At 57.2% G+C, this 22807-nt stretch carries 17 protein-coding genes, 1 tRNA gene and 1 pseudogene; 6 read left to right on the forward strand and 13 right to left on the reverse strand.

The window, feature by feature from the left end; all coding sequences use genetic code 11:
* Positions 1-45: 45 nt before the first annotated feature.
* From QWU00_RS05680 to QWU00_RS05690, 3 genes are all read right to left on the reverse strand, one after another.
* Complete coding sequence (locus tag QWU00_RS05680) at positions 46-1494, reverse strand: HlyD family type I secretion periplasmic adaptor subunit (protein ID WP_035381313.1); 1449 nt, start codon at positions 1492-1494, stop codon at positions 46-48.
* Positions 1495-1497: 3 nt separating this feature from the next.
* A complete protein-coding gene (locus QWU00_RS05685; RefSeq protein WP_081939097.1) occupies positions 1498-3759 on the reverse strand; it encodes a peptidase domain-containing ABC transporter in 2262 nt (753 codons plus the stop codon).
* A gap of 139 nt (positions 3760-3898) precedes the next feature.
* The gene (locus QWU00_RS05690) at positions 3899-4402 is read right to left on the reverse strand and encodes a hypothetical protein (protein ID WP_150395590.1); all 504 of its coding nucleotides are present in this window, start codon (positions 4400-4402) and stop codon (positions 3899-3901) included.
* A 7-nt stretch (positions 4403-4409) separates the two neighbouring features.
* Here QWU00_RS05690 and metH point away from each other — a divergent pair, with 7 nt between their 5' ends.
* The 5 genes and pseudogenes from metH (at position 4410) to purF (ending at position 12270) form a co-directional block, all read left to right on the forward strand.
* Positions 4410-7916: a methionine synthase gene (metH, locus tag QWU00_RS05695; RefSeq protein ID WP_035381355.1), complete on the forward strand. Its 3507-nt coding sequence runs from the start codon at positions 4410-4412 to the stop codon at positions 7914-7916.
* 73 nt (positions 7917-7989) lie between these two features.
* Positions 7990-8898, forward strand: a pseudogene (locus QWU00_RS16905) (Na/Pi cotransporter family protein); the annotation flags it as partial.
* Between the two features lie 845 nt (positions 8899-9743).
* Complete coding sequence (locus tag QWU00_RS05705; protein WP_231551818.1) at positions 9744-10169, forward strand: phosphoribosyl-ATP pyrophosphatase; 426 nt, start codon at positions 9744-9746, stop codon at positions 10167-10169.
* A 46-nt stretch (positions 10170-10215) separates the two neighbouring features.
* On the forward strand, positions 10216-10740 hold the full coding sequence (locus QWU00_RS05710; RefSeq protein WP_035381317.1) for a CvpA family protein: 525 nt from the start codon (positions 10216-10218) through the stop codon (positions 10738-10740).
* Between the two features lie 48 nt (positions 10741-10788).
* The gene (gene purF / locus QWU00_RS05715; protein ID WP_035381319.1) at positions 10789-12270 is read left to right on the forward strand and encodes an amidophosphoribosyltransferase; all 1482 of its coding nucleotides are present in this window, start codon (positions 10789-10791) and stop codon (positions 12268-12270) included.
* Between the two features lie 165 nt (positions 12271-12435).
* Here purF and QWU00_RS05720 read toward each other — a convergent pair whose 3' ends face one another.
* The 3 genes from QWU00_RS05720 to QWU00_RS05730 are packed head-to-tail and all read right to left on the reverse strand — an operon-like array spanning position 12436 to position 16338.
* On the reverse strand, positions 12436-13143 hold the full coding sequence (locus QWU00_RS05720) for a PqiC family protein (RefSeq protein ID WP_035381321.1): 708 nt from the start codon (positions 13141-13143) through the stop codon (positions 12436-12438).
* Between the two features lie 4 nt (positions 13144-13147).
* Positions 13148-14803, reverse strand: a complete 1656-nt coding sequence (locus QWU00_RS05725; RefSeq protein WP_045542648.1) for a PqiB family protein — start codon at positions 14801-14803, stop codon at positions 13148-13150.
* A gap of 44 nt (positions 14804-14847) precedes the next feature.
* The gene (locus tag QWU00_RS05730; protein WP_035381325.1) at positions 14848-16338 is read right to left on the reverse strand and encodes a paraquat-inducible protein A; all 1491 of its coding nucleotides are present in this window, start codon (positions 16336-16338) and stop codon (positions 14848-14850) included.
* A 172-nt stretch (positions 16339-16510) separates the two neighbouring features.
* Between QWU00_RS05730 and QWU00_RS05735 the strand changes: the two genes are divergently transcribed.
* Positions 16511-16586: transfer RNA gene (locus QWU00_RS05735), tRNA-Thr, on the forward strand.
* A gap of 562 nt (positions 16587-17148) precedes the next feature.
* Here the strand turns inward: QWU00_RS05735 and QWU00_RS05740 are convergent.
* The 7 genes from QWU00_RS05740 to QWU00_RS05770 form a co-directional block, all read right to left on the reverse strand.
* Positions 17149-17346: a hypothetical protein gene (locus QWU00_RS05740; protein WP_150395589.1), complete on the reverse strand. Its 198-nt coding sequence runs from the start codon at positions 17344-17346 to the stop codon at positions 17149-17151.
* 38 nt (positions 17347-17384) lie between these two features.
* Positions 17385-17954 carry a recombinase family protein gene (locus QWU00_RS05745; RefSeq protein ID WP_187668611.1) on the reverse strand — a complete coding sequence of 190 codons (570 nt, stop codon included), beginning with the start codon at positions 17952-17954 and terminating at the stop codon, positions 17385-17387.
* Positions 17955-18179: 225 nt separating this feature from the next.
* Positions 18180-20117 carry a DUF927 domain-containing protein gene (locus QWU00_RS05750; RefSeq protein WP_035382351.1) on the reverse strand — a complete coding sequence of 646 codons (1938 nt, stop codon included), beginning with the start codon at positions 20115-20117 and terminating at the stop codon, positions 18180-18182.
* Entirely contained in the window at positions 20080-21138 is a 1059-nt protein-coding gene (locus tag QWU00_RS05755; RefSeq protein ID WP_187668612.1) for a DUF7146 domain-containing protein, read from the reverse strand. Before QWU00_RS05755 ends, QWU00_RS05750 begins: the two co-directional genes overlap by 38 nt.
* Positions 21125-21781, reverse strand: a complete 657-nt coding sequence (locus QWU00_RS05760; protein WP_035382350.1) for a hypothetical protein — start codon at positions 21779-21781, stop codon at positions 21125-21127. Before QWU00_RS05760 ends, QWU00_RS05755 begins: the two co-directional genes overlap by 14 nt.
* The gene (locus QWU00_RS05765) at positions 21778-22539 is read right to left on the reverse strand and encodes a phage antirepressor (protein ID WP_035382349.1); all 762 of its coding nucleotides are present in this window, start codon (positions 22537-22539) and stop codon (positions 21778-21780) included. The genes QWU00_RS05760 and QWU00_RS05765 overlap by 4 nt, the downstream gene beginning before the upstream one ends.
* The gene (locus QWU00_RS05770; RefSeq protein ID WP_052051559.1) at positions 22536-22787 is read right to left on the reverse strand and encodes a helix-turn-helix transcriptional regulator; all 252 of its coding nucleotides are present in this window, start codon (positions 22785-22787) and stop codon (positions 22536-22538) included. Before QWU00_RS05770 ends, QWU00_RS05765 begins: the two co-directional genes overlap by 4 nt.
* Between the last annotated feature and the right edge of the window lie 20 nt (positions 22788-22807).

The following is a 22807-nucleotide window of genomic DNA, read 5'->3' on the forward strand; positions in this document are numbered from 1 at the left end:
ACATCAGCCCTCTTCTATCCTCTGAACAACGACGCAGAACCCTGATCAGGGTTCACGCATGCCATCAGTCATCAATGGTATGAAGCTGTTCAGCAGATACTGCATGATGGTCCGCTTCCCAACCCGGATATCCGCGGTAACCGGCATACCCGGCTGGGGATGGAAGAAGCTGGGCACCCCATGCAGGGTATAACGATCCACGCGGAGACGAATGCGGTAAAACGCCTTGGTGCTGCTGTCGGGCGTCACGCCTGGGTCCTGCTGGCTATTCGGGTCGGAGACGAAAGAATCCGCACTGATGGTCCGTACAGTAGCTTCTGCCCCACCGTATTGCTGGAACGGGAAAGTTGCGAATTTAACTTGCGCCTTGTCGCCCAACCGGACAAACCCGGCATCCTTCCCGGACATCACGGACTCAATTTCAAGCCCTTTGCCAAGGGGCACCAATGTCATGATCTGCTGCCCTTGAGTAAGCACAGACCCGACAGACACTTTGGCAAGGCTAAGTACTACAGCATCTTCGTCCGCTTTCAAGATGACCATGCTATTGTGCAGCACAGCTTTCTGATACGCGCCCTTTGCCTCGGCCAGATGATGCTGGGCCAGAACAAGATCCTTATAGACCTCGGCCTTCCAGTTCTGAACATAGCTCTCTTTTTCAGAAACCTGAGCCGCCAGCTTGTTCCGGGTTGAACCCGCCTGCTGCTGCGCCCCGATCTGCGAGCGCTCAATTTCCATCAAGGAACTCTGTGCCCCCAATGTAGAGAGCTTGCTCCCAACTTGGTCTTTCTGCAACTGCATGCGCATTTTATGCACATCTGCCGCCACTCTTGCCTGTGACGCATACATGGCCGCACTCGCCAGATAGCCTTGCAGATCATTCTGGAGGCTGGCGATCTGCTTGTCATAATTCTGAACTTTGGCGTCGTATTCCGCCTTGCGCCTCAGAAAAGCTTCTCCCTGCTGAGCAGAAGCAGGGTTCTGTGGATCAACATGATATGTCTCACCCTTGGCTTCGGCCAGAAGCCGATCGACCTCGGCCTGATACTGCTCATTCTGAGTGCGCATGTTATCAATATCCGCCCCACTGGAGGTCGGATCAAGATGAGCCAGCACATCGCCCTTATGAACAAAATCCCCTGCCCGCACATCAATGGACCGGACAATAGATGTGTCCAGAGGCTGCACAACCAGCGTCTGTTCCGTAGAGACCATGCGTCCCTGTGTGGACACCACCCGATCAAGCGGGAAGACAGTCATGACCGTAACCGAGGACAGAACGAGCGCCCCAATCACCCACGTAATATACTGGGCAGACGCCGTAGGGGGCAGATTAACCAATGCTGCGGTAGGTGAATGAAATTCCAGCAAAGCGGGCGGCATGTCGCCCTGTGCATAGGGATCATCAGCTTGCCGAAGAAAATCCGGGCTTTTTTCCTCATTGTTGCCCGGGTCAGAAGTCTGGCCCGCGGGAATGATGTCCTTCTCGCTCATGGCTTATTCTCCTTCCGCGATCAGGGATGACGGATCACCCGCAGGCTTCTTACGCCCTTCCGTGTGCCGGTTCTGCTGCATCCAGAGCGTCCGATAGATATCACACCGTTCCAAGAGCACATCATGCGGCGCAATATCCGCAACAGAGCCCTTATCCATCACGCAAATCTGGTCACAATTTACCAGAGACGACAGACGATGGGACACAATCACCATGGTACGCCCCTTACCAATCCGCTCCAGATTGGCATTCACCAACGCCTCACTTTCCGGGTCCAGAGCTGATGTCGCCTCATCCAGAATCATCAGTTTGGGGTCCGTAATCACGGCGCGTGCAATGGCCAGACGCTGCCGTTGACCACCGGAAATATTGGTAGAGCCTTCTTCAATGAACGTGTCATAGCCCGCAGGCATCCGCTCAATAAACTCTTCCGCGCCAGCAAGGCGCGCTGCACGCACCACATCATCAATGGTAAAACCGGGACGACCAGCTGTAATATTGTCATAGATGGTGCCGCGGAACAGGAAGTTATCCTGCAACACCACACCAAAAGAACGTCGCAGATGCGTCAGATTGATCTCACGCAGATCAATCCCATCCAGTTTCAGATAACCAGTGTATGATCTGCTTACCCCCTGAAGCAGGCGGGTAATGGTGGACTTCCCTGACCCGCTTCGCCCCACCAGCCCAAGCATAGTCCCTGCCGGAATTTCAAAATTCACGTTTTTCAACGCCAGCGTAGTGGCACCAGGATAGGAAAAATTAACACCATCAAAAGAGAGGGCTCCTTTGATCCGCGGACGCATTCCGGTTGTGAGCGCTTTGGTTTCCGTCGGTTGATTAAGAACCGATGCGGCCTCTCCTAAAGAGGTGGTAACTTCTGTAAAATCATCCATAAGCTTGGCAAGGCCCACCAACGGAGACGCAACACGCCCCCCCAGCATCATGAACGCTACCAATCCACCCACACCAACAGTAGAGGGGCTAACCAAGACCAAATAAGCCCCAACAAGAATAATGCCACGATTGATAAATAGATCCAACGGCATAACAAGTGTTTGCGGCCAGTTTGACATTCTTCCCATGGCCAGTTTCCATTTAACAACCTGGGCCGTTACTTCATCCCATATCTGCTTACGTGTATTTTCCAGAGCTAGTGTTTTTAAAGTCCGAATACCCGCAACCGTTTCGTACAAAATTGCGCCACGATCACGTTCTGCCTCTACCTGCTTTCCCATAATCTTGGAGAGGGGCGCGATAAAGATCACAACAATCAATCCAATCAAACCGGCGGCAGCAATCGTCATCCAGGCAAGGGTCGAACTGAGAAAAAACAGGAACGGCAGAATGACCACCAACGTAAAAAGGTCCAGGAAGGTCGACATCAGCCGCCCTGTCAGGAAGTCGCGTACCTTATAAATTGCCAGAACACGCCCCAACAGATTACCAGCCTGCTGGCGTTCGAAATATTCCAACGGCAAGGCCACAAGGCGGCTGAATAGATGCAGGGAGAGACGGGAATCAATGCGTGTCGTCAGAATCATCGAGAGCTCACGCCGCCCATACGACAGCAAGATCTCGTAAACAGAAAACATAATGATCATCCCACTGATCGAAATCAGTGTCGACATTGAGCGATAACTCACCACCCGATCCACCACCTGCATGACAATCAAGGGCGGAAAAATTTGCAGGATGCTCAGTGTCATGGAGGCGATGGCGATATCGCGGAGAGACTTTTTCTCCCGCAGCACCATCTTGGCCAGCCAAGCGAAATTGATGGGAGCATCGGCTTCCGACTCATTACGCCGACGCTTGATGAGGAGGATATCCCCTGTCCAGATCTGGCTCAGACGCAGTTCATCTACGGGGACGGGCGCAGCACCCTCACCCTTCAGCGGATCACGCAGCCAGACCACGCCTTTGTCGGGTGACGCATTGACCATGAGGGCGGCGGAGCCATCGCGGAACATCAGGACGATGGGTGGCGAATTGGTCATCTTGACCAGATAGCGCCACTTGATCCGCATCCCTTTGGCGACAGCGCCACATTCTTCCAGCCACCGGACAAGAGTGGCCGGCGATGGGCTTTCTTCTTCCGGGTCTGCTGCAAAATCCCGCACATCAAGCTCAAGGCCATGATAATGGGCGGCTGCCAGAACAGCGCGCAGACGGATCATCGCCGGGCTCAGACGAGAGGCTTTCGCGCCTTCTGAATCTGAAGAGGAGCCGGCAACCTCAGGCACATGGTCAGTCTGATTCACGCACAACCCTTTTAACAATACCTAACTCTGTTACCGAACAAAGCCTGTAATATAGCCGCCGGACAAGCCCTTATGGCAGGGAGTAGGCTTTCCCTCAAAGTGTTTCTGTGTATTTGCTGCCGCTTTAGTTTGAGTTTTTTCAGGAATGGCAGAAAAAACCGCCTGAAATGGGCAGAAGTCCATACAGCCCTGTGAGAAGAGAATCTGCGCAAAGAGCAGAAACGAGCAATCTCTTCTCCGATGCCGGACAAACAATATTTACGCTGCTGAAAAACGGACATTCTCCACGCGCCCGTTCCTGCACAAGGCGAAGCAGCATGCGCCCCATCCCCTGAGCTGGCAGGCAGCAGGAACAGCCAGCCCCGTGAGGGAAAGACGGAATGGCCGTGCCCTCCCACGATCGCGTCACCAACCAGCCTGCCTGCAGATCGTCAGAGGGAGGATGAGCCACAAAAATCGCCAGAGCCTCCGCTCGCGGCACGGCCTTACACTCCTGTGGTGTCAGCACGCGCAGAAGAATGCGGGCATCGCCTTTCCCTTTCCAGAATGCGGGATGAGTGGACATATTGGCCTGTGTCTGGAATAAGGTTGGCCCTTCCCCGTCGCGCTCCGGCAGGGGCTCCTCCCCATTTTTCTGTTTCATGGATGCCATGTCTTCTCGTCTTCCGCTTCTTGATGCTCTGCGTGATCAGGTTCTGCTCTGCGATGGGGGGATGGGCTCACGCATCCAGATGCTTGATCTGGACCTGACGCGTGACTACTGGGGGCAGGAGAACTGCACCGAAATTCTGACCCTATCACGCCCTGAACTGATCCGGGAAATCCACCGTGGCTATTATGAAGCCGGGGCGGATATGGTCGAGACCAATACCTTTGGTGGGTCTCCCATTACTCTGGGTGAATTCGGGCTGACAGACAAGGCCCGTGAAATCAACCGCACCTCCGCCGTTCTGGCTCGGGAGGCCGCGGACAGCTTTGCCGATGGGCGCGCACGCTACGTCATAGGGTCCGTGGGGCCGGGCACCAAACTGCCCTCTCTGGGCAATATTGATTACGATACGCTTGAAGCCGCCCTGACCGAGCAGGGCCGAGGCCTGATTGAAGGCGGCGTGGACGCCATCCTGATCGAAACCTGTCAGGACACGCTACAGATCAAGGCCGCCGTCAATGGCATGAAAATTGCCCGAGCGGAAATGGGCGCCACCACCCCCATTTTTGTGCAGGTGACAGTCGAGACAACCGGCACCCTGTTGGTGGGGCCGGATATTGCGGCAGCCACCACCGTGATCCACAGCCTGGATGTGGACCTGATGGGCCTGAACTGCGCCACCGGCCCGCAGGAGATGGCCGAGCATGTCCGCTGGCTCAGCGAGAACTGGCCACGCCTGATTTCCGTGCAGCCCAATGCCGGCCTGCCTGAACTGGTGGACGGCCAGACCCGTTACCCGCTTTCTCCCGAAGAAATGGCGGTGTGGGTCGAGCGCTTTATTGTGGAAGACGGCCTGAACCTGATTGGCGGCTGTTGCGGAACCTCCACCCCCCATATAGCCGCGCTGGACGCCATGCTGCGGCGCCGGGCCGAAGGCACGGGCAAACACCGCCCTGCCCCGGTTGCACGCACATCAGTCTGGGTGCCCTCCGTGGCCAGCCTGTACACACAGGTGCCCCTGCGGCAGGAGAATGCCTATTTCTCCATTGGCGAGCGCTGCAACGCTAACGGCTCCAAGAAATGGCGCGAACTTCAGGAAGCGCATGACTGGGATGGCTGTGTCGCTCTGGGCCGGGAGCAAGCCAAGGAAGGCTCCAACGCGCTGGATATCTGCACCGCTTTTGTCGGTCGCAATGAACGGGCCGAGATGGATGAAGTGATCAAGCGCTTCACGTCCTCCGTCAACGCGCCACTGGTGATCGATTCAACGGAAACCCCGGTGATTGAGGCCGCCCTCAAGCTGCATGGGGGCAAACCCATCATCAACTCCATCAACTTTGAAGATGGAGAAGGCCCGGCGGCTGACCGCCTGACACTGGCCCGCAAATTTGGCGCGGCCGTGGTGGCGCTGACCATTGATGAAGAAGGCATGGCCCGCCGCCCGGAAGACAAACTGCGCATTGCCACCCGCCTGATAGAATTTGCCTGCGACACATACGGTCTGCCGCAGTCCGATCTGATGATTGACCCGCTGACCTTCACCATTGCCACCGGTGCGGAAGATGACCGCAAACTGGGGCAGTGGACGCTGGAAGGCATCAAGATGATCCGGGACGCCTTCCCGGATGTGCAGATTGTGCTTGGGCTCTCCAACATCTCCTTCGGGCTGAACCCGGCGGCACGCGCCGTGCTGAATTCGGTCTATCTGGACCATGCCGTGCGTGCGGGCATGACAGCCGCCATTGTGCATGTGTCCAAAATCCGGCCGCTGCACATGATTGCACCGGAAGAGGTGAAGGTTGCGGAAGATCTGATCTTTGACCGCCGCACCGCGGATTATGACCCGCTACAGAAGCTGCTGGAGCTGTTTGCAGACCGCAAGGCATCGGAAGCCGTCAAGCGCAAACGGGCTGAAACAGTCGAAGAACGGCTGAAAGACCGCATTGTGGATGGCGACCGCAAGGGACTGGAAACAGACCTTGAAGAAGCCATGGCCAAAATGCCGCCGCTTGAAATAATCAACACGGTTCTGCTGGACGGCATGAAGGTGGTGGGCGAACTGTTTGGCGCAGGCAAGATGCAGCTTCCGTTTGTGCTGCAATCTGCCGAGACCATGAAAGCCGCCGTAGCATGGCTGGAACCGCACATGGAGCGGATAGAAGGTCAGCAGCGCGGCACCATTGTGCTGGCTACCGTAAAAGGCGACGTGCATGATATCGGCAAAAATCTGGTCGATATCATCCTGACCAACAACGGCTACAAGGTTGTCAATCTGGGCATCAAAGTGCCGGTGGCGGACATGATTGAGGCCGCGAAGAAAGAAAAGGCCCATGCCATTGGCATGTCCGGCCTGCTGGTGAAATCCACCGTCATCATGCGCGAGAACCTTGAGGAAATCAGCCGTGAAGGGCTTGAAGTGCCGGTTCTGCTGGGTGGTGCCGCACTGACCCGCAACTATGTGGAAGAAGATTGCGTGGCCGCCTACAGCCCCACTGGGCGCGTGGCCTACGCGCGGGATGCCTTTGATGGCCTGACCCTGATGGATCAGATCACGCAGAACGGTTTTGACGATTATCTGGCCGCCATCAGCAAACGCCGGGAAGGCAAGGCCACACGGAAAAATGCCCGCACGCCAGAGCAGGCCGAAACCCGTGGCTACACCCCCATAGACCCCGCCGTGGCCCGTACCCGCCGCGCGCGCATGACAGCGGATGAACCGCGCCTGAAGCCGCCTTTCTGGGGCAGCAAAGTGATTGAAGCACCCACGGAAGCCGTTATTCCGTTCCTGAATGAGCGCTCCCTGTATCAGTTCCAGTGGGGGTTCCGGAAACAGGGCCGCTCTCTGGATGATTTCATGGTGTGGGCCAAGCAGGAACTGCGCCCCATCCTGCGCCGCATGCTGGATCTGGCCGCCAAGGAGAACATCCTCCGCCCGCAGGCCGCTTACGGCTACTGGAAAGCTGCTGGTGACGGGAACGACCTGATCCTGTTTGAAGAAGACGGCGTGACGGAAGCCGCCCGCTTCACCCTGCCCCGCCAACCGCGTGAAGATGGCGAATGCGTTGCCGACTTTGTGCGCGATGTATCCGACCCCGAGCGTGATGTGGTAGCCCTGCAGGTGGTGACAGTCGGCCAGAAAGCGTCTGACATCGCGCGCGACTGGTTTGAAGAAAACCGGTATCAGGATTACCTTTATCTGCACGGTCTTTCCGTGGAAGTGGCGGAAGCCATGGCGGAATACACCCACAAGCGCATCCGTGCGGAACTGGGTTTCTCGAGCGAAGATTCGCGTGATCTGGATGCCCTGTTGCAGCAGGGCTATCGCGGGTCACGCTATTCCTTCGGGTATCCGGCCTGCCCGCGGCTGGAAGACCAGCACCCCATTCTGGGGCTGCTGGGCGCGGAGCGGGTTGGCGTTTCCCTGACGGATGGGGATCAGCTTCACCCTGAACAATCCACTTCCGCGCTTGTTATCCTGAACAAACACGCGAAATACTTTACCATCTGATTTTCCCCGGCCCGGGGCTTCCACTGTTTTCTCCGGGCCGCGGCCCGCATGAACGACAAAGGAGCCTCACCCGTTGGAACTGCTCACGCTTATTGATCTTGCCGGAAGCGTCGCCCTGCTACTGTGGGGTGTGCATATGGTGCAGACAGGCGTGCAGCGGGCCTGTGGCGCACGGCTGAACAGCCTGATGGCCCGCATGCTGGGCAACCGTTTTCAGGCGTTCCTCACTGGTCTGGGCATAACGGCGCTGCTTCAGTCCTCAACCGCAACCGGGTTGATGATTACGGGCCTTGCTGCGCGCGGGCAGCTTGAACTGGCGCCCTCTCTGGCTGTTATGCTGGGCGCCAATGTGGGCACCACGCTGATTGTTCAACTGCTCTCGTTTGATGTGTCCTCCATCGCGCCCGTGTTTGTGCTGACCGGCGTGATCCTGTTCCGCCGCAGCCAGGGGGCATGGCGCGATTCCGGGCGCGTGTTCATCGGGCTGGGGCTGATCCTGCTTTCTCTGCGGCAGTTCCTGATGCTGCTGAGTCCCTACACGCACAAACCGGAACTGACAGCGGTTCTGGCCTCCATGAACTCGCATGATCTGGCGGCTATTCTGCTAGGGGCCGTGATTACCTGGATCAGCCATTCTTCCGTCGCCACCGTCATGCTGGTGACCACCTTTGCCACCAGTGGCACCATTCCGCTTGAAACTGCGCTGGCGCTGGTGCTGGGAGCCAACATTGGCACCTCCATCAACCCGGTGATGGAAGGCAGCCGCACGGACCCCACGGCGCGCCGCATTTCCATGGGGAACCTGCTGGTGCGCTGCGTTGGGGCACTAGTGCTGGTGCCGGCTCTGCCCTTTATCAGCGCGCTTATGGCACGGCTGGAGCCGGATGCCGCCCGGCAGGTGGCTGATTTCCATACCCTGTTCAATATCGGGCTGGCCGTGGTGATGATGCCCGCCCTCAGCCAGTATGCACGCCTTATGCTGCGGCTGATTCCCACCCCACGGGAGAACCAGCAGCCTTCCCCCGGCACGCCCCGCTATCTGGACCGTCTGCTGCTGGACAAGGCCCCGCAACTGGCCATTGGCAGCGCCACGCGGGAGGCCATGCGGCTGTGTGACCTGATGGGCGCGATGCTGACCGCCATGCAGGATGGCCTGCGCACCACAGACCCGGCCAAAGCGGGAGCCGCCCGTCCGCTGGGCAACGCCATGGAAGATCTGGGCGCTGCCATCCGCTCCTATCTGGCCGGGCTGGACCCGGACACGGCCAGCCAGCCTGAAATGGAGCGTGCCGAGGATATTCTGGCCTTCTGCACCCAGATGCTACACGCGGAAGACATTGTGGAACGCAGCATTGTGCCCATGGTGCAGAAAATGGCCCGGCAGCGAATCGTGCTGCCGCCAGACCTGCTGCGGCCCGTACTGAGCATGACGCAGCAACTGACCCACAACCTGAATATCTGCGCCACAGTGCTGATTGGCCGGCAGACACCAGAGAGCAACCCGCTTTCCGGCCAGAAGGACTTTTTCCGGGACGTGGAGATTGAAGCCACCGCCGCCTACTTTGAACGGCTGAGAAACCAGTCTTCTGAACCCGGTACCGCGCTGGAACAGGGTGATGCCGCACTGGTGGATGAAACCGCCACCTATCAGCTTACCCTGTTGCGTGATCTGCGCCGCGTGAACACGCACATTGTTGCCGCCGCGTCCTATCCGCTGGCCACGGATGAAGAACAGCTTTTTCTGGATAAGGACGCCGAGGGCACCCCCGTAATCACGCCTGCGGAACCCGCCCCTCTTTCCACCATGCCAAAAGCAGACACAGAGAGTTGACCCGCCCCCATTCTCCTGCCCATCATGAGGAAATGCTGCACCCCTCTGCCCAACCTGCGCTGTCACCTGCTTCTTCCGGTTCTTCCTCCACCACCGGGGAGGCACCTCAGGACGCCACGCCCTATGCACCGCAGGACATGATCCGCCTCTGCAATGCCGCAGGCGCACACGCCATTGCCTGCACCGCTGCCTTCATTGCCGAAAACCGGGAGGATATTCTCACGGAAAGCGCGGCCTTTATGGAAGGGCTGGCCGCCATATGGGAGTTGCATGATCTGGAGCCTGCGGAAATCTGGACCGAGATCCTGCGCCGCATTGAAGTGAGTGATCTGTTCCTGCGGCTCAATCAGCCGCCGCACCGCAAAAAGCGGAATGGCAAACTCACACGCCCCTGGCGTGTTTCAACCAGCAAGCTGCCCTGAACTCTGTGCGTGACATTCCGCGCACGCATGGCATAAGGCCCCTGTTATGGCGCCCATAGACATCCTCTCCCTTGTGCTGGTGGGGTTATCCACCCTGCATGGCTTCTGGCGCGGCTTTACCCGGCAGGCTCTTGGGCTGGGGGGCTGGATTGTGGCCATCCTTCTGGCCTGCCGTTATTATGGGGCGGTCATTCCCCTTACGCGCCCCTATATCAGCAATCATCTGGCGGCTGATCTGGCCGCCTTCGGCATCCTGCTGCTGGCGCTGCTGATTGTGGCGGCCCTTCTCTCCAGCACTCTTGTACGCCTGGTGCAGGTCACGGCCCTGAACGGGCTGGACCGCACATTGGGGGCCGGGTTTGGTATTCTGCGCGGGGCGCTTCTGGTGGTTCTGCTGTTTCTGGCCGCCCAATGGCTTTTACTGCCAGAAGACATGCAGACCCTTGAACAGAACGGCAAGCTGACCCCTTACATTCGGCTGGGCGCAGCCTATATCCAGCCCTACCTGCCTGATTTCGGCACGAAGGGGGTTGCGCCAACGCGCTCCACAGGTCATGACGCCACCCTGTAGACCCCATACCGGCCTGTTTTGGCTCTCTTGCGGAGGCCCTGCGCACCCATGCACGCCCACGACGCCCCCTGTGTTTCTTCTCCTGTTGACGCTCCCTGTCCGGATGATGACCATTTTCATGAAGAATGTGCTGTTTTTGGCGTCTGGAACGCCAAGGATGCCGCAGCCCTGACAGCTCTGGGCCTTCATGCCCTCCAGCACCGCGGACAAGAAGCCGCGGGCATTGTGTCTTACGATACGCAGTTTCACTCCCACCGCGGCCTTGGTCTGGTGGGCGATGTGTTCAATGACCCCCGTGTGATGGCCACCCTGAAAGGGGACCGCGCCATTGGTCATAACCGGTATGCCACCACCGGAGCCACGCTGCTGCGCAACGTGCAGCCCCTGTTTGCGGAGTTTGCCTTTGGTGGGCTGGCCGTGGCGCATAACGGCAACCTCACCAATTCGGAAACCCTGCGTAAGGAGCTTATCCGCCGCGGCTGCCTCTTCCAGTCCACCATGGATACGGAAGTGTTTGTGCATCTGATTGCCACCTCGCTTTACGCCACGGTGGAAGACCGGCTGATTGATGCGCTCAAGCGCGTAACGGGTGCCTATTCTCTGGTTGTGCTCCACAAGGATGCCCTGATGGGCGTGCGTGACCCCATGGGTGTGCGTCCTCTGGTGCTGGGCCGTCTGCCGGGTGAAGATGGCTCGGAAGGAAGCTGGGTTCTGGCCTCTGAAACCTGTGGGCTGGATATTATCGGCGCAGAATATGTCCGCGATGTTGAAGCGGGCGAGTTGGTGATTATCGACAAGAAAGGCGTGCGGTCCCTGCGCCCGTTTGGCGAGACCAAGCCGCATTTCTGCGTGTTTGAATATATCTACTTCGCCCGGCCGGACTCCGTGCTGGAAGGGCTGCCGGTTTATGCCGTGCGCAAGCAGATTGGCCGCGAACTGGCTCTGGAAAGCGGTGTGGACGCCGATATTGTGGTGCCGGTGCCAGATTCCGGCGTGCCTTCCGCCATGGGCTACGCAGAAGCCAGCGGCATTCCGTTTGAACTGGGCATTATCCGCAACCATTACGTGGGCCGCACCTTTATTGAACCCACAGACCAGATCCGTAATCTGGGCGTGAAAATGAAGCACTCCACCAACCGGCCTGCGCTGGATGGCAAGCGGGTGATTCTGGTGGACGACTCCATTGTGCGCGGCACGACCTCCCGCAAGATTGTGGACATGGTCCGCGCCGCCGGAGCCAAGGAAGTGCACATGCGCATTTCCTCCCCACCAACCAGACATTCCTGCTTCTATGGCATTGATACGCCTGAACGCAGCCATCTGCTGGCCGCCCAGTATGATCTGACCAAAATGGCGGAACTGATTGGCGTGGACAGTCTGGCCTTCATCTCACTGGACGGGTTGTACCGCGCCATGGGGCATGAAAGCCGGGAAGCCTACCGTGAACGCTATTGCGATGCGTGCTTCACAGGCGACTACCCGATACCGCTGATTGATCATGATCAGGAATTTGGCGCAGGCACGGCCTGAACGCCCCTTTCCCTTCCCATAAGAAAAAACGGCGGCCCACCAAAGGCCGCCGTTTTTTATGGAGAGAACATGATCGCTTGTATTGTCGTTCCAAACATTCTGCCGCACATACGTAGCGTCAGCAGCCCCTGGAACGTCGTTTAAGCCTTTGACACGCAGCCTTACTTAACGCTGGCTTGCCGCAGGGCCAGTATGGCTCCTGCCAGCACCTGAACCGGAAGGTGCAGAAGGTGCGGGAGGCATCATACGGAGTTGGGTTGCTGCAATATCAGCCACCTGCCCCAGAAGCTGGCTAAGCGCCTGCACCAGCGGCATGGTGCCTGTTACGCTGTCTCCCTGCACCTGAATCCGTTGCAGATAAAGCTGCGCATTGCCACTGGGCGCACCCGCCACAGCGGGCTGCACGGACAGAGAGGCTTCAATTTCCGCCTTGCCGGAAGGCCCTTGTGAAAACCGGGTTACGGAGAGGTCCACATAGGCATCAGGCTCCGTGGCGGCGGCATCATTTTCCGCAAACACGGCAGACCCCGGCAGACGTTGCGCAAGATCTCCGGCCAGCGTACGGCTGATCTGGCCCCCAAGAGAATCGCCCCACGCATCGGCAGATGCCACGGTCAGTTTGTAGCCGGTATCCTGCGTGACAATCCTGTCCCGATCGAGCCCGGACGCAATGCTCGGCTGGCGCACCTCAACATAGCGCGGGCCACCCGGCATGGGCTGCCCCGGCACCACAGAGAGGGTGTACAGCGTCGGGTTGCCGCTTGAGCAGGCAGTGAGCGTGGTTGCCATAACCCCGAGCCCCACGGCCCCCAGCAGCACACTGCGGCGGGAGGAGAGAGCCTGCATGGGCTGCACGAGAGATGATTTTGTCATGGCGTTACCGTCCGGAGATCAGGGCAGTAGGATGGTTGGTCAGGAAGTCTGACAGGAAGCGAAGCGAGCGTGCGGCCTGACCAAGCTGAAGGACCATTTTTTGCAGGGAACGATGGAAATCACTGTTCCCGCCATAGCTTGCCAGCAGGCGGTTGGCGTTCTGCAGGGTCTGATCAAGCTGGTTGGTCATTTCTGGCAGACGTTGCATCAGCGGGCCCATGCCACTGCGCATCTGCGCGCTCATGGCCTGAAGGTTCTTCATGGACTCTTTCAGACTGGTGAGAGACTGCTTCACATCCGGGCTGGTCAAGGTCTGATCCGCATGGGCCAGCAGGTTGTTGGCATTCACGCCAATCTGCTCAAACGGCATGGCGGAGAGACGCGACGCCACGGTGGAGAGAGACTCCATGATGCCATCCATCCCGCCGGGCTGACTTGGAATAACCAGAGACGGCCCTTCCATGCTGGTGGTGGCCGGGCTGGGGTTTTTCACAAAATTCAGCGAGATCATGCTCTCGCCGGTCAGCAGACTCACGCTGTCTGTGGAGGCACGCAGGCCATTGGCCACGAGGGTTTTGAACATCTCTGTCAAAGCGCCATGGTGGATATCCTCAGCCGCCAGCACACGCTCCGGCTGAATTTCCATGCCAATGCGCACCCGTGGGTGACCGGCTTTCTCGTCCAGATCAAGTTTCACGCTCGTCACGTTGCCAATCTGGATGCCAAACATGGCCACTTGACTGCCCGGAGCCAGCCCCTTGACGGAGGAGGTGACATAAGTGGCCAGCGGCACGCGTTCATGATAGCCCGCGCTGTCCGCATCTGCCTTGCTGTCATACAGCTTGAATACTGTATCCGCTGGCGCTTCGTTTTTCTGGCCATGGTTTTCATCGTGCGGCAGGCCAAAGGCCACACCACCAGAAAACAGCGCCTGCAAGGACTGCAACTGAACCTTCAGGCCACCAGCGCCAAACCCGACCTGCACGCCAGAAACGTTCCAGAAACGGGTATCCGTATAAAGATAGTGGTCATACGGTTCCCGCACGAAAAGCTGGATCAGGATGGGCCCGCGCCCGCCGGGTGGCATGGTGTAGCCCAGTACTTCCCCCACATCCACATCACGGAAGAAGACCGGAGCCCCCTGCCCGATGGACCCGATGGACGGCGCAATAAGTGTGTAGGTGCGGCCCGGCTGATCTGAACGAACCCCCGGAGGCGCTTCCAACCCCTGAAAGCGGGTCATGTGCCGCGCATTACTGACATCCTGACCTTCAAGACCGGGGTCAAAGGCAATATAGGCACCAGACATCAGCGTTTCCAACCCGGTGACACTGGCCCCGTTGATACGCGGCCGCACCACCCAGAAGCGTGCTTTGTCCGTCAGCATGGTGCTGGTGCCCGCGTTCATGCGGATACGCACCAGCACGTGGCGCAGATCATCCGTCAGGGAAATGCCCTGCACGGTGCCCAGCACCACAGCTTTGTTTTTGACCTGCGTCTGCCCACTGGTCAGGCCATCCGCCGTATCAAACATGACGGTGATTTCCGGCCCGTTATTGGCAAAGCTGCGCCAGACCAGAAAACCGGCAATAAGCACGGAAATGACCGGAATGATCCAGATGATGGAAAACCGGATACGACGCACCACAGCATCTGGCATGATGCCATCGTTATCCTGATGAGACTGATGAGAGTTCTGTCCGTTCACGCCCTGTCCGGCTCCATATTACCCAAATACGCCACCGCCTGGTCCCGTCCCCCGGTCTGATCAGGCAGATCAGATCCGGTGCGGTCCTGCGGGCTGGCAGACTGTACGGTCTTTTTTTTCTCAACCGCGTCCCACATAAGCCTGGGGTCAAATGTGTGAACGGCAAAAATTGTCAGCACCACAACGGCGGCAAAACACACCATGCCGCCATTTGCCGTAATGCTGGCCATGTGGCTGAACCGTACAACCGCCACAAGAATAGACACCATGAACACATCAATCATCGACCAGCGGCCAACGATATCAATAATCCTGTAAAGTTTGGAGCGCAGGACCAAACCCTTGGCCGAATGCCGGTGCGTGGCCACAACCATGACAATCAGCCCGATCACCTTGAGCACCGGCACCGTCACACTGGCGAACAACACCAGAAGCGAAAGTGGGATCATGCCATCGGTCCACAGCTCTATTGCGCCTTCTACAATGGTATGGCCGGTGCCAGCCCCCATCCGTATCACGGTCATGACCGGATAGATATTGGCGGGCAGATAGAACACGATGGCAGAAACCAGCAGCGCCACCGTTCGGGCAAGGCTCTCCGGCTTGCGCTTGCGCACCACATGCCCACAACGGGGGCAGAAACCAACTGGCTGGGTCGCACTTACGGGATGATCAAATTCCAGCACCACCCCGCAAGCCAGGCAGGAAACACGGCTGTCAGACGGTGCAAGCGCCCCTTCCTCGGCCGAGACAGCCTCCAGCCGCAGGCGCTTGCCGTCCATGGTGCGCATGCACGGATCAATCTTGCGCTGTTGCCAGATCAGTTCCGTATCCAGCGTAGCATCCGTTGCGGCCATGGTAACCATAAGAGACGCCACCAGATAGACAGCCGCGCCCACTTCCACAAACGCCAGATCCACCAGCTTGGTGTAAGCCACGAACACGCCCAGAATATACACTTCCACCATGGACCACGGGCGCAGCACCTCATACCACTTCAGCAGATGGGGCACCCAGGATGGCAGAGTGGGGCGCAGGGCCGCCGTCAGGATCATGCCCATCATGGCAATCACCACGCCGGGGGCCAGAATGGTGACAATGGCCACCAGCACACCGACCTCGCCCCATCCTTCATGCAGAAGTTCTATGGGGCCGGTAATGATATCCACCGTACGTTGCCGCCCGTACAGATCCAGCATCATGAGCGTGGAAAACAGCATGGCCAGATACAGGGCGGCTGAACTGATGCAAAACGCCAGCGGCGTGGCTATGGGGGCTGTGCGGTTGCGCCGGTCAAGGGACTGATTGCACCGCAGGCAGCGCGCCTGTGTGCCGGGTTTGAGCGGCGGCAGCTTCTGGAACAGTCCGCAACACGGACATTCCACCACACCATGCACAAGATGAACGTGCCGGGTTTCATCCACAGGGGAGTCCTGCACAGGCGTAACCGCCTCCCGCAGCAGGGCTGTAAAATGTGACACGTTCATAACAGTCACCTTAGAACGAAAAAACGCGCCACGTAATAGCCAGAACACCAGATTGCAGCCATGCGGCCCCTACAGGAACGCAGCGTTCAGGCAATGGTCCTGCCATTTTTCCTGTTTTCCCCGTTGCGTTTCCCCAGACGCTATGATACCCAGCCGTTCGAAAATAAAATATGCCCGCTTAGCTCAGTTGGTAGAGCACGTCATTCGTAATGATGGGGCCGGTGGTTCGAATCCGCCAGCGGGCACCATGTTTTCCCTCGGTTTTTGCCAGTTTTGGCTGCCAGGCAAAGATTAGCCCTTCTGCTTCCGGACTCTCTCCGGACTCATTTGGCAGATCCCGCCAGCCCCTATCACCTGGTAACTTTTCTCCTCAATTTCGCGGGTATGAAAATTTGCCCTTGGCGCGGTCCAGGTGCTCATGGTCGCTAGAGATTTTAGGCCACCCCCACCCTATTCATGTGTTTTTGCCGATTTTCGGTGGTTTTTCGGCCTTTTTGCCTATTCCGCTGCTCAATCCGGCCCGAGTGTTTGAAAAACTTGATTGTTTTCAAAAATCGCCAAGAAAATCTGCGCGTGACCCTGACGCGGTTGGAGTGCCCATGCCAGGCTGAAGATTGAACCCATCCCCCTTGGTTGTCCTCTTCAAGTTATGCATAAAACGCATACCAACCGAAGCTTTACACCCACTCCCACTTCTGCCTCTTGCTGAAAAATAGGTGTAAAGGTGTAATAGGTGTAACTTCAATCATAAGTATTTGTTTTTTAATGGTTTTATAGTTACACCTTTTGTCTCTCACCAGTTACACCACCTCAAAAAGGTGTAACTAGCAAAAGGCTAAAATGGCCGTTTTCTGCCAATTTCTTATTTTGAAGCTCTGATTTCTCTTTTTCTGCACGCCAAAAACAGAGCAAAATGCACCATTTTTGCCATGCAATTAACACATGCATCAAAGTAATTTTATTTCGTTTCTGTCTATAGCAGCCAAAAAAACGCGGGAAAGAAATCACCGCGCTGCCCGCGCTCCTCGGCCACATAGCAAACGGCTTTAGGTTGGCGACGACTCCGATAGACAGCGATAGACAGAAGTGCGGCCCATGCCCAGACGCTTGGCTATCTCAGTGGCGCTCACACCCTCAGCAACCAGAGTCTGCACCTGCTCTGCCTGACTACGTGCTGTAGGCTTACGCCCTTTGTAGCGGCCCTCTGCTTTGGCCTTGGCTATGCCCTCACGTTGGCGCTCTTTCATGATGTCACGCTCAAACTCAGCAACGGCAGCCAGCATGGTCAGCATCATCTTGCTGGTGGGGCTGGTGGTATCCAGCGTCATGCCGTTCATACTGAGCACGATAAGGCCGCACCCTTTTGCCTTGACCTCTTCCACCAACCGCAGCAGGTCAGCCGTTGACCGCGCCAACCGATCGGGCTTGGTCACTACCAGCACATCACCGGCCCGCATGTGATCGAACGCTGCACTCAACTGAGGCCGGTCTGTGCTGCTACCGCTCACCTGTTCACGGAAGATACGTTCACACCCATTGGCTGACAGGTCACGGGCTTGCGCTTCAAGTCCTGCCACCTGATCGGTGGTGCTGGTCCGTGCGTATCCGATTTTCATCTGAAAGGCGTTCCCAAAACTGTTCCAAAAGGTCTAGACCATAGACCTATATCGTCCCAAAATAGGAAAAACAACCCTATTGAAACAGAAAACAGGGGCAAAAGTGTTCCACACTATTTGTTCCAATAGACCTTGCCCTATTGGAACAGGCAGAGCCATGTACCAAACGCATGGCAATGCAAAAAAGAACCCGGAGGGGATTGTGCCTCCCTCCGGACTATTTCTTCATTGGTCCCCGGCATCAGATCCGAGAATGGATCCGCTCACCTCATAAACGCGCACGGCCTTGTATCCTGGTGGATTGAGAACCGTGGCAGCCTTCTTGTTCTCCTGGTATTTGGGAGGCGTGATGATGAAGCCCCGCTCTATCAGAACCTTCTTGGCATCATGGCTATTCAATCCTGCCAGAGCTTCACGCATCGCACTGGCTGTCAAATAGAAACGCCACTCCGGCCGACCATCCGAACCTTTCTCCCACTTTTTCCAACCTGCCCGCATTTGCGTCCGAAACCGCTCCTGTGGCGGTTCCGTTGGCTGTCCGCTTTGGGGCACCTCCTTTTCCTGTGGCTCTTGAATGCGCTCGAAGCGCCCCTCACCATTGGCCGCAATAAAATCCCGCAACTGCTGGACTGCCTGCTCATCTTCCCTCCGGCCGACCGTCCCACGATCCCGGAGCCAATCCAGAAAGCATAGGCGGATCAGTTCCAGGGACGTGTCATGGTCCCACCCGGTAAGATTGAGAGCTGTAGCCATTTCACCTGCCAGAGCCGCCAGAGCAAAGCGCCGCGCCACGCTACGCACCTGACCGCTGACATGAGGCATATTCTGAAGATAGCTGTCTGTTATCTCGGCAAGACGCGCCCGCAGATCCTCAGCAACCTTTTGTTGGCCATCTCTTTTGACCTGTTTTGTCAGAGCATCCAAAAACACCCGAAACGGCGCTCCGTGGATCTTACGCACCTCCGCCTGGATAATGTCTGCCAGTTCGCTAGGTGTCTCAGCCTGGTGCAACGTTTCAAACAAGCCGAGTCCTTGCTCAGCATCGGCAGGCACATCCACAAACCTGACTTCCTGACCAGCCTTGGTTGTTTTGCCTGCTTCACGGTTCATATCCACGATGCCCAGCTCACCCGTGCTCAGAAACAGGATCCGCCATCTGGCTACCGGCCGCGCACCGCCATAACGATTCGCCCGCGCCTTGCCCATCCCGTTCGCCAGGAGATAACTCACATCACCGGCTTCACGTGGATCCAACTGCCCGGCCTCATCCATACACAGCAAGGCATCGCATGAACTGAGTGCTGTGCTTTCCAGGGCGTTGCCTGTGGCCCGCCAGCTCCGAACATATCCAGGAGCACCTGCCTGTAACGTACCGCCACAGACAGAGGCAGCCAGACGGAGGGCTGTACTCTTGCCCAAGCGCGATGCCCCCTTAATGGAGAAGCCACCACCATCCTCACCAGTCAGTGCCAGAAGCGGGGCGGCAAACCCCAAGGCAGCAGAGAGAACCAACCGGCTGTTACCACGACAGAGAACGCCAATCCGGTCCCGCCATGCTTCAGCCGTGCCTCTTACGCCAAACAGGTTTGGTTCTGATCCCTCTGCCTGCAAAACAACAGGTTCACCGGCCTGACCGAAAACCTCATCTTGCAAAACGTAAACTGCGCCATCAGGAAAGAAATGCCATCCGGTCTGATATACGCTCCGGGCACGGTTGCTGGTCTTGATACTGCATATCCATTCGATAAATGCCGCTTTTGCGCCCTGAGCACCTGAAAGCGTCAGCCCTCCGTCCGCTAGGCGTGACCTCAGTTCCTGCCCATCACCTGAAAACAACTGGCGGCTGAAGGCTTTCTCATGAACCACGCCATCACGATCTTTCCAGCGCAGCAGCAAGCCCCAGCCATTGCCCTCCGGTTCACGTGTCTCCGCCAGGATCTCGATTGGATCACTGATGAAAATATCCGGCTTTTCACTGAACGATTTCTTGAACAGGCCATGTGGATCCGTAAAGAACCGCCCGCACGGAGATTCCACTCGTTTGGCTGCTGGCTTTTCCCTGGACGAACGCTTGGCACCGGGATGCGCAATAACTTCAGCGGACTCCATACCAACCCTGACGGCATCATGACCGTTTGAGGTCTTGTCCTGCTTTGAAGACATCTAGCCAGTCCCCTTCATTTTCTGGCAGCGCAAGCCGGACTTCACGGCCCTGATCTGCAAATTTTTGACATGCGGCCTCAAGAGCTTTCCGGGCCGTGTGATTGTTCGGGCCGTCATTGTCAGCCGCGATGATGACTGTGGTTATTTCCGGAGGGAGACCGACTGCCCCCATGTTGCTGAGCGAAACACCAGCCAGAACACGCATTTCCGGACACGACAAAGCAACAGCAAGGCTTGTCTCGATGCCCTCCGCGATAATCACGGAACTGCCCGCATCAGCTATGCCAAGCGCCTTGCCAGACGCGCCCCGCGTAAGGCGGACACACCCACCAGAAAACGAACCCAGCACCTTTTTCGGAGCACGAAGGTCCGCCTTCACCCACGCGCCGGAGGGCGTTTGCTGAATCCATGTCCTGTGCGTTGCGACCAGTTTGCCCACCGGGCTGGCTATGGCGCCAAGCATACAAGGCAAGGGCTTCCTCACCTCTGCACACCATGCGCCGGGGTGGAACCGCAAACTGCCCGGCATATGTGGGAGCATCCGCAGATCAAGGCCACGATTCAGCAGATAAGCATCGGCAGGGCTGCCCTGTATCGGCTGACCTTCCTGCCACAGCCGCCGGGCCTTGGCCCGCATCCGCTGCGCTGCTTTGTCCAGTTCCTGAGAAGTATTCAGTTTTTCTTGAATAGCAGGACGCCGCTGCACTGGGGCATCACTGGTGGCATTGCTTAACCCCAGCCAGTTTTCCGCCCACGCCATTGCATCGCGCCGGTTGCCGTTGAACAGGCAGGCTGCCACCAAGTCCAACGCATCACCCTTCTGCCCACCCGCAAAATCACACCAAACACCTGCACGGGCACCATGAAGATGCACCGCCAAGCTTTGCCCTTTCTCGCCTGCCAGCGAACCACACCTCCATTCATGACCGTCACGCTGGCCGGCAGGCAGTAGCTCCATGACAAGCGCCTGAATACGCACAGCCAACATCTGGCTGAGCTGGCCCGCGCTATGCCGCCGCATGGCACACCTGTGGCTGGTAATCTTTCAGTTCTGGCCTGTGGTCTTTCATTCCACTACGTTGCCAATTCTGCATATCTTCAATGAAACGTGCATCGGCCTTCTGCTTTGCCGTAGTATATTCCGGCTTTTCTTCAATGAAACTGCCGTAGGATACGGCATGTCCTGCCAGAACCCTTTGCATGGCAGTATCTCGCCCTTCTGCCTGCTTCAAGATTTCACCCCAGCCAATAGCAACCAGCCATTTCTTGGCCTCTGCTGCCCGAAGGTCATTTTCCAGCCCCATCCAGAACCATCGGAGGGCAGGAGCCATGGGGATGAACCGTTCTTCTGCTCCCTCCGTCCGACAGCCTTCTGATAACTCCTCAAAACTCTTTTCAGCGACTGTTAGCTTACTGAGATGAAGCCAAGCCTGAGAAAGCCCGGAAACCACACCCTTGGTAAAACCCGGCTTAAAATCCCCGCTGTATTCCTGAACGATATTGGGCATATTGGAATTGAACGGAGTGGCATGTAACTGCCAGTCAATGCGCCAGCAGAGATAGAGAAAGCGGCCAAGCAGATTAGGTTTTCCGTCTGATGTGGTACCGTTCCACAGCTCTATAGGAAGATTGATGGCGCTGGAGGTGATTGTGTTGTCACTCATGCTGCATCTCCTTCCAGCATGATGGTTTCGAGGCGGGAAAGGATAAGCCGAAGTTTGGCAACGCCCCGGTCAGTTACGACAACCTGAGAGCGTTCCTTGAGGTGTCCGTCCACATCACGGGTTTCGTGATATTTGTGCATCAGGAAACCAGCTTTGATCTTGTCAGCTTTGCCCTGCCAACGCCCGGTGCCACCAGAGCGGAATATCCAGCCGACGGCTTCCAATTTACTGAGAAACTGGTTACGGGTTTGGCCGCACAGCTTGGCCGCGTCTGTCAGGGTGTGCAACCCGTCCATGCAAGTCAGACGGTGATATGCCTGTGCTTTAGGCGTGAGAACCTTCACCGCATTCTGGCTGGCAAGAATGGCTGCCTCAGCCATAGCAATGACGCAGCTAAGGTCAGGCCGTTCTCCAACGCCAAAGGAGCCTGTGCGTCGTATAGTTGGCAAGACTTTTGAAACAACCATTTCTTCAAAAGCTTCCGCTGCTGGCAACTTGGATTTCATGACGAGCCGGTATACGTCCCGCTCTGGAATAAGAACTAAGCCGCGAGGCGATTTTGCCACCAACCCCAAACCCGCCAATTCGGCGGGTTTAAGAATCTCCGCTGCCTTGCAATGGCTACGGATAGCTTTATCAGGATCTGCATACCCCAAAATTCGCGCCGTATCGGTGCCAGGGAACCATGCTTCTCCATCACGGGACACAACCCGGATTTCCTGATCATGAAAAACAAACGGAAAAACAGGAGTATTCATGCTGCACCTCCAAAACGGACGGTTGCCTGTGCTGTAGAACGGACTGTGCGGGATTCCAGCCATGCCCGAATGTCCTGTCCCCGATAACCGATCCGGCGAGCAGAGAGCTGAATATAGGCTGGCCCAGTGCCATCTTGCCTATGTTTCTGGGCTGTGCGTGAAGACATACCAGTAAAGCTGCAAAGCTGCTTTTCCGTATAAACGACATGATCATCTAAACTTTTTCGATGATCGATGGACCGTAACATAGTGATCCTCCTGATTATAA

The organism is Acetobacter tropicalis, assembly GCF_030644465.1.
GTDB classification, from domain to species: Bacteria; Pseudomonadota; Alphaproteobacteria; order Acetobacterales; family Acetobacteraceae; genus Acetobacter; species Acetobacter tropicalis.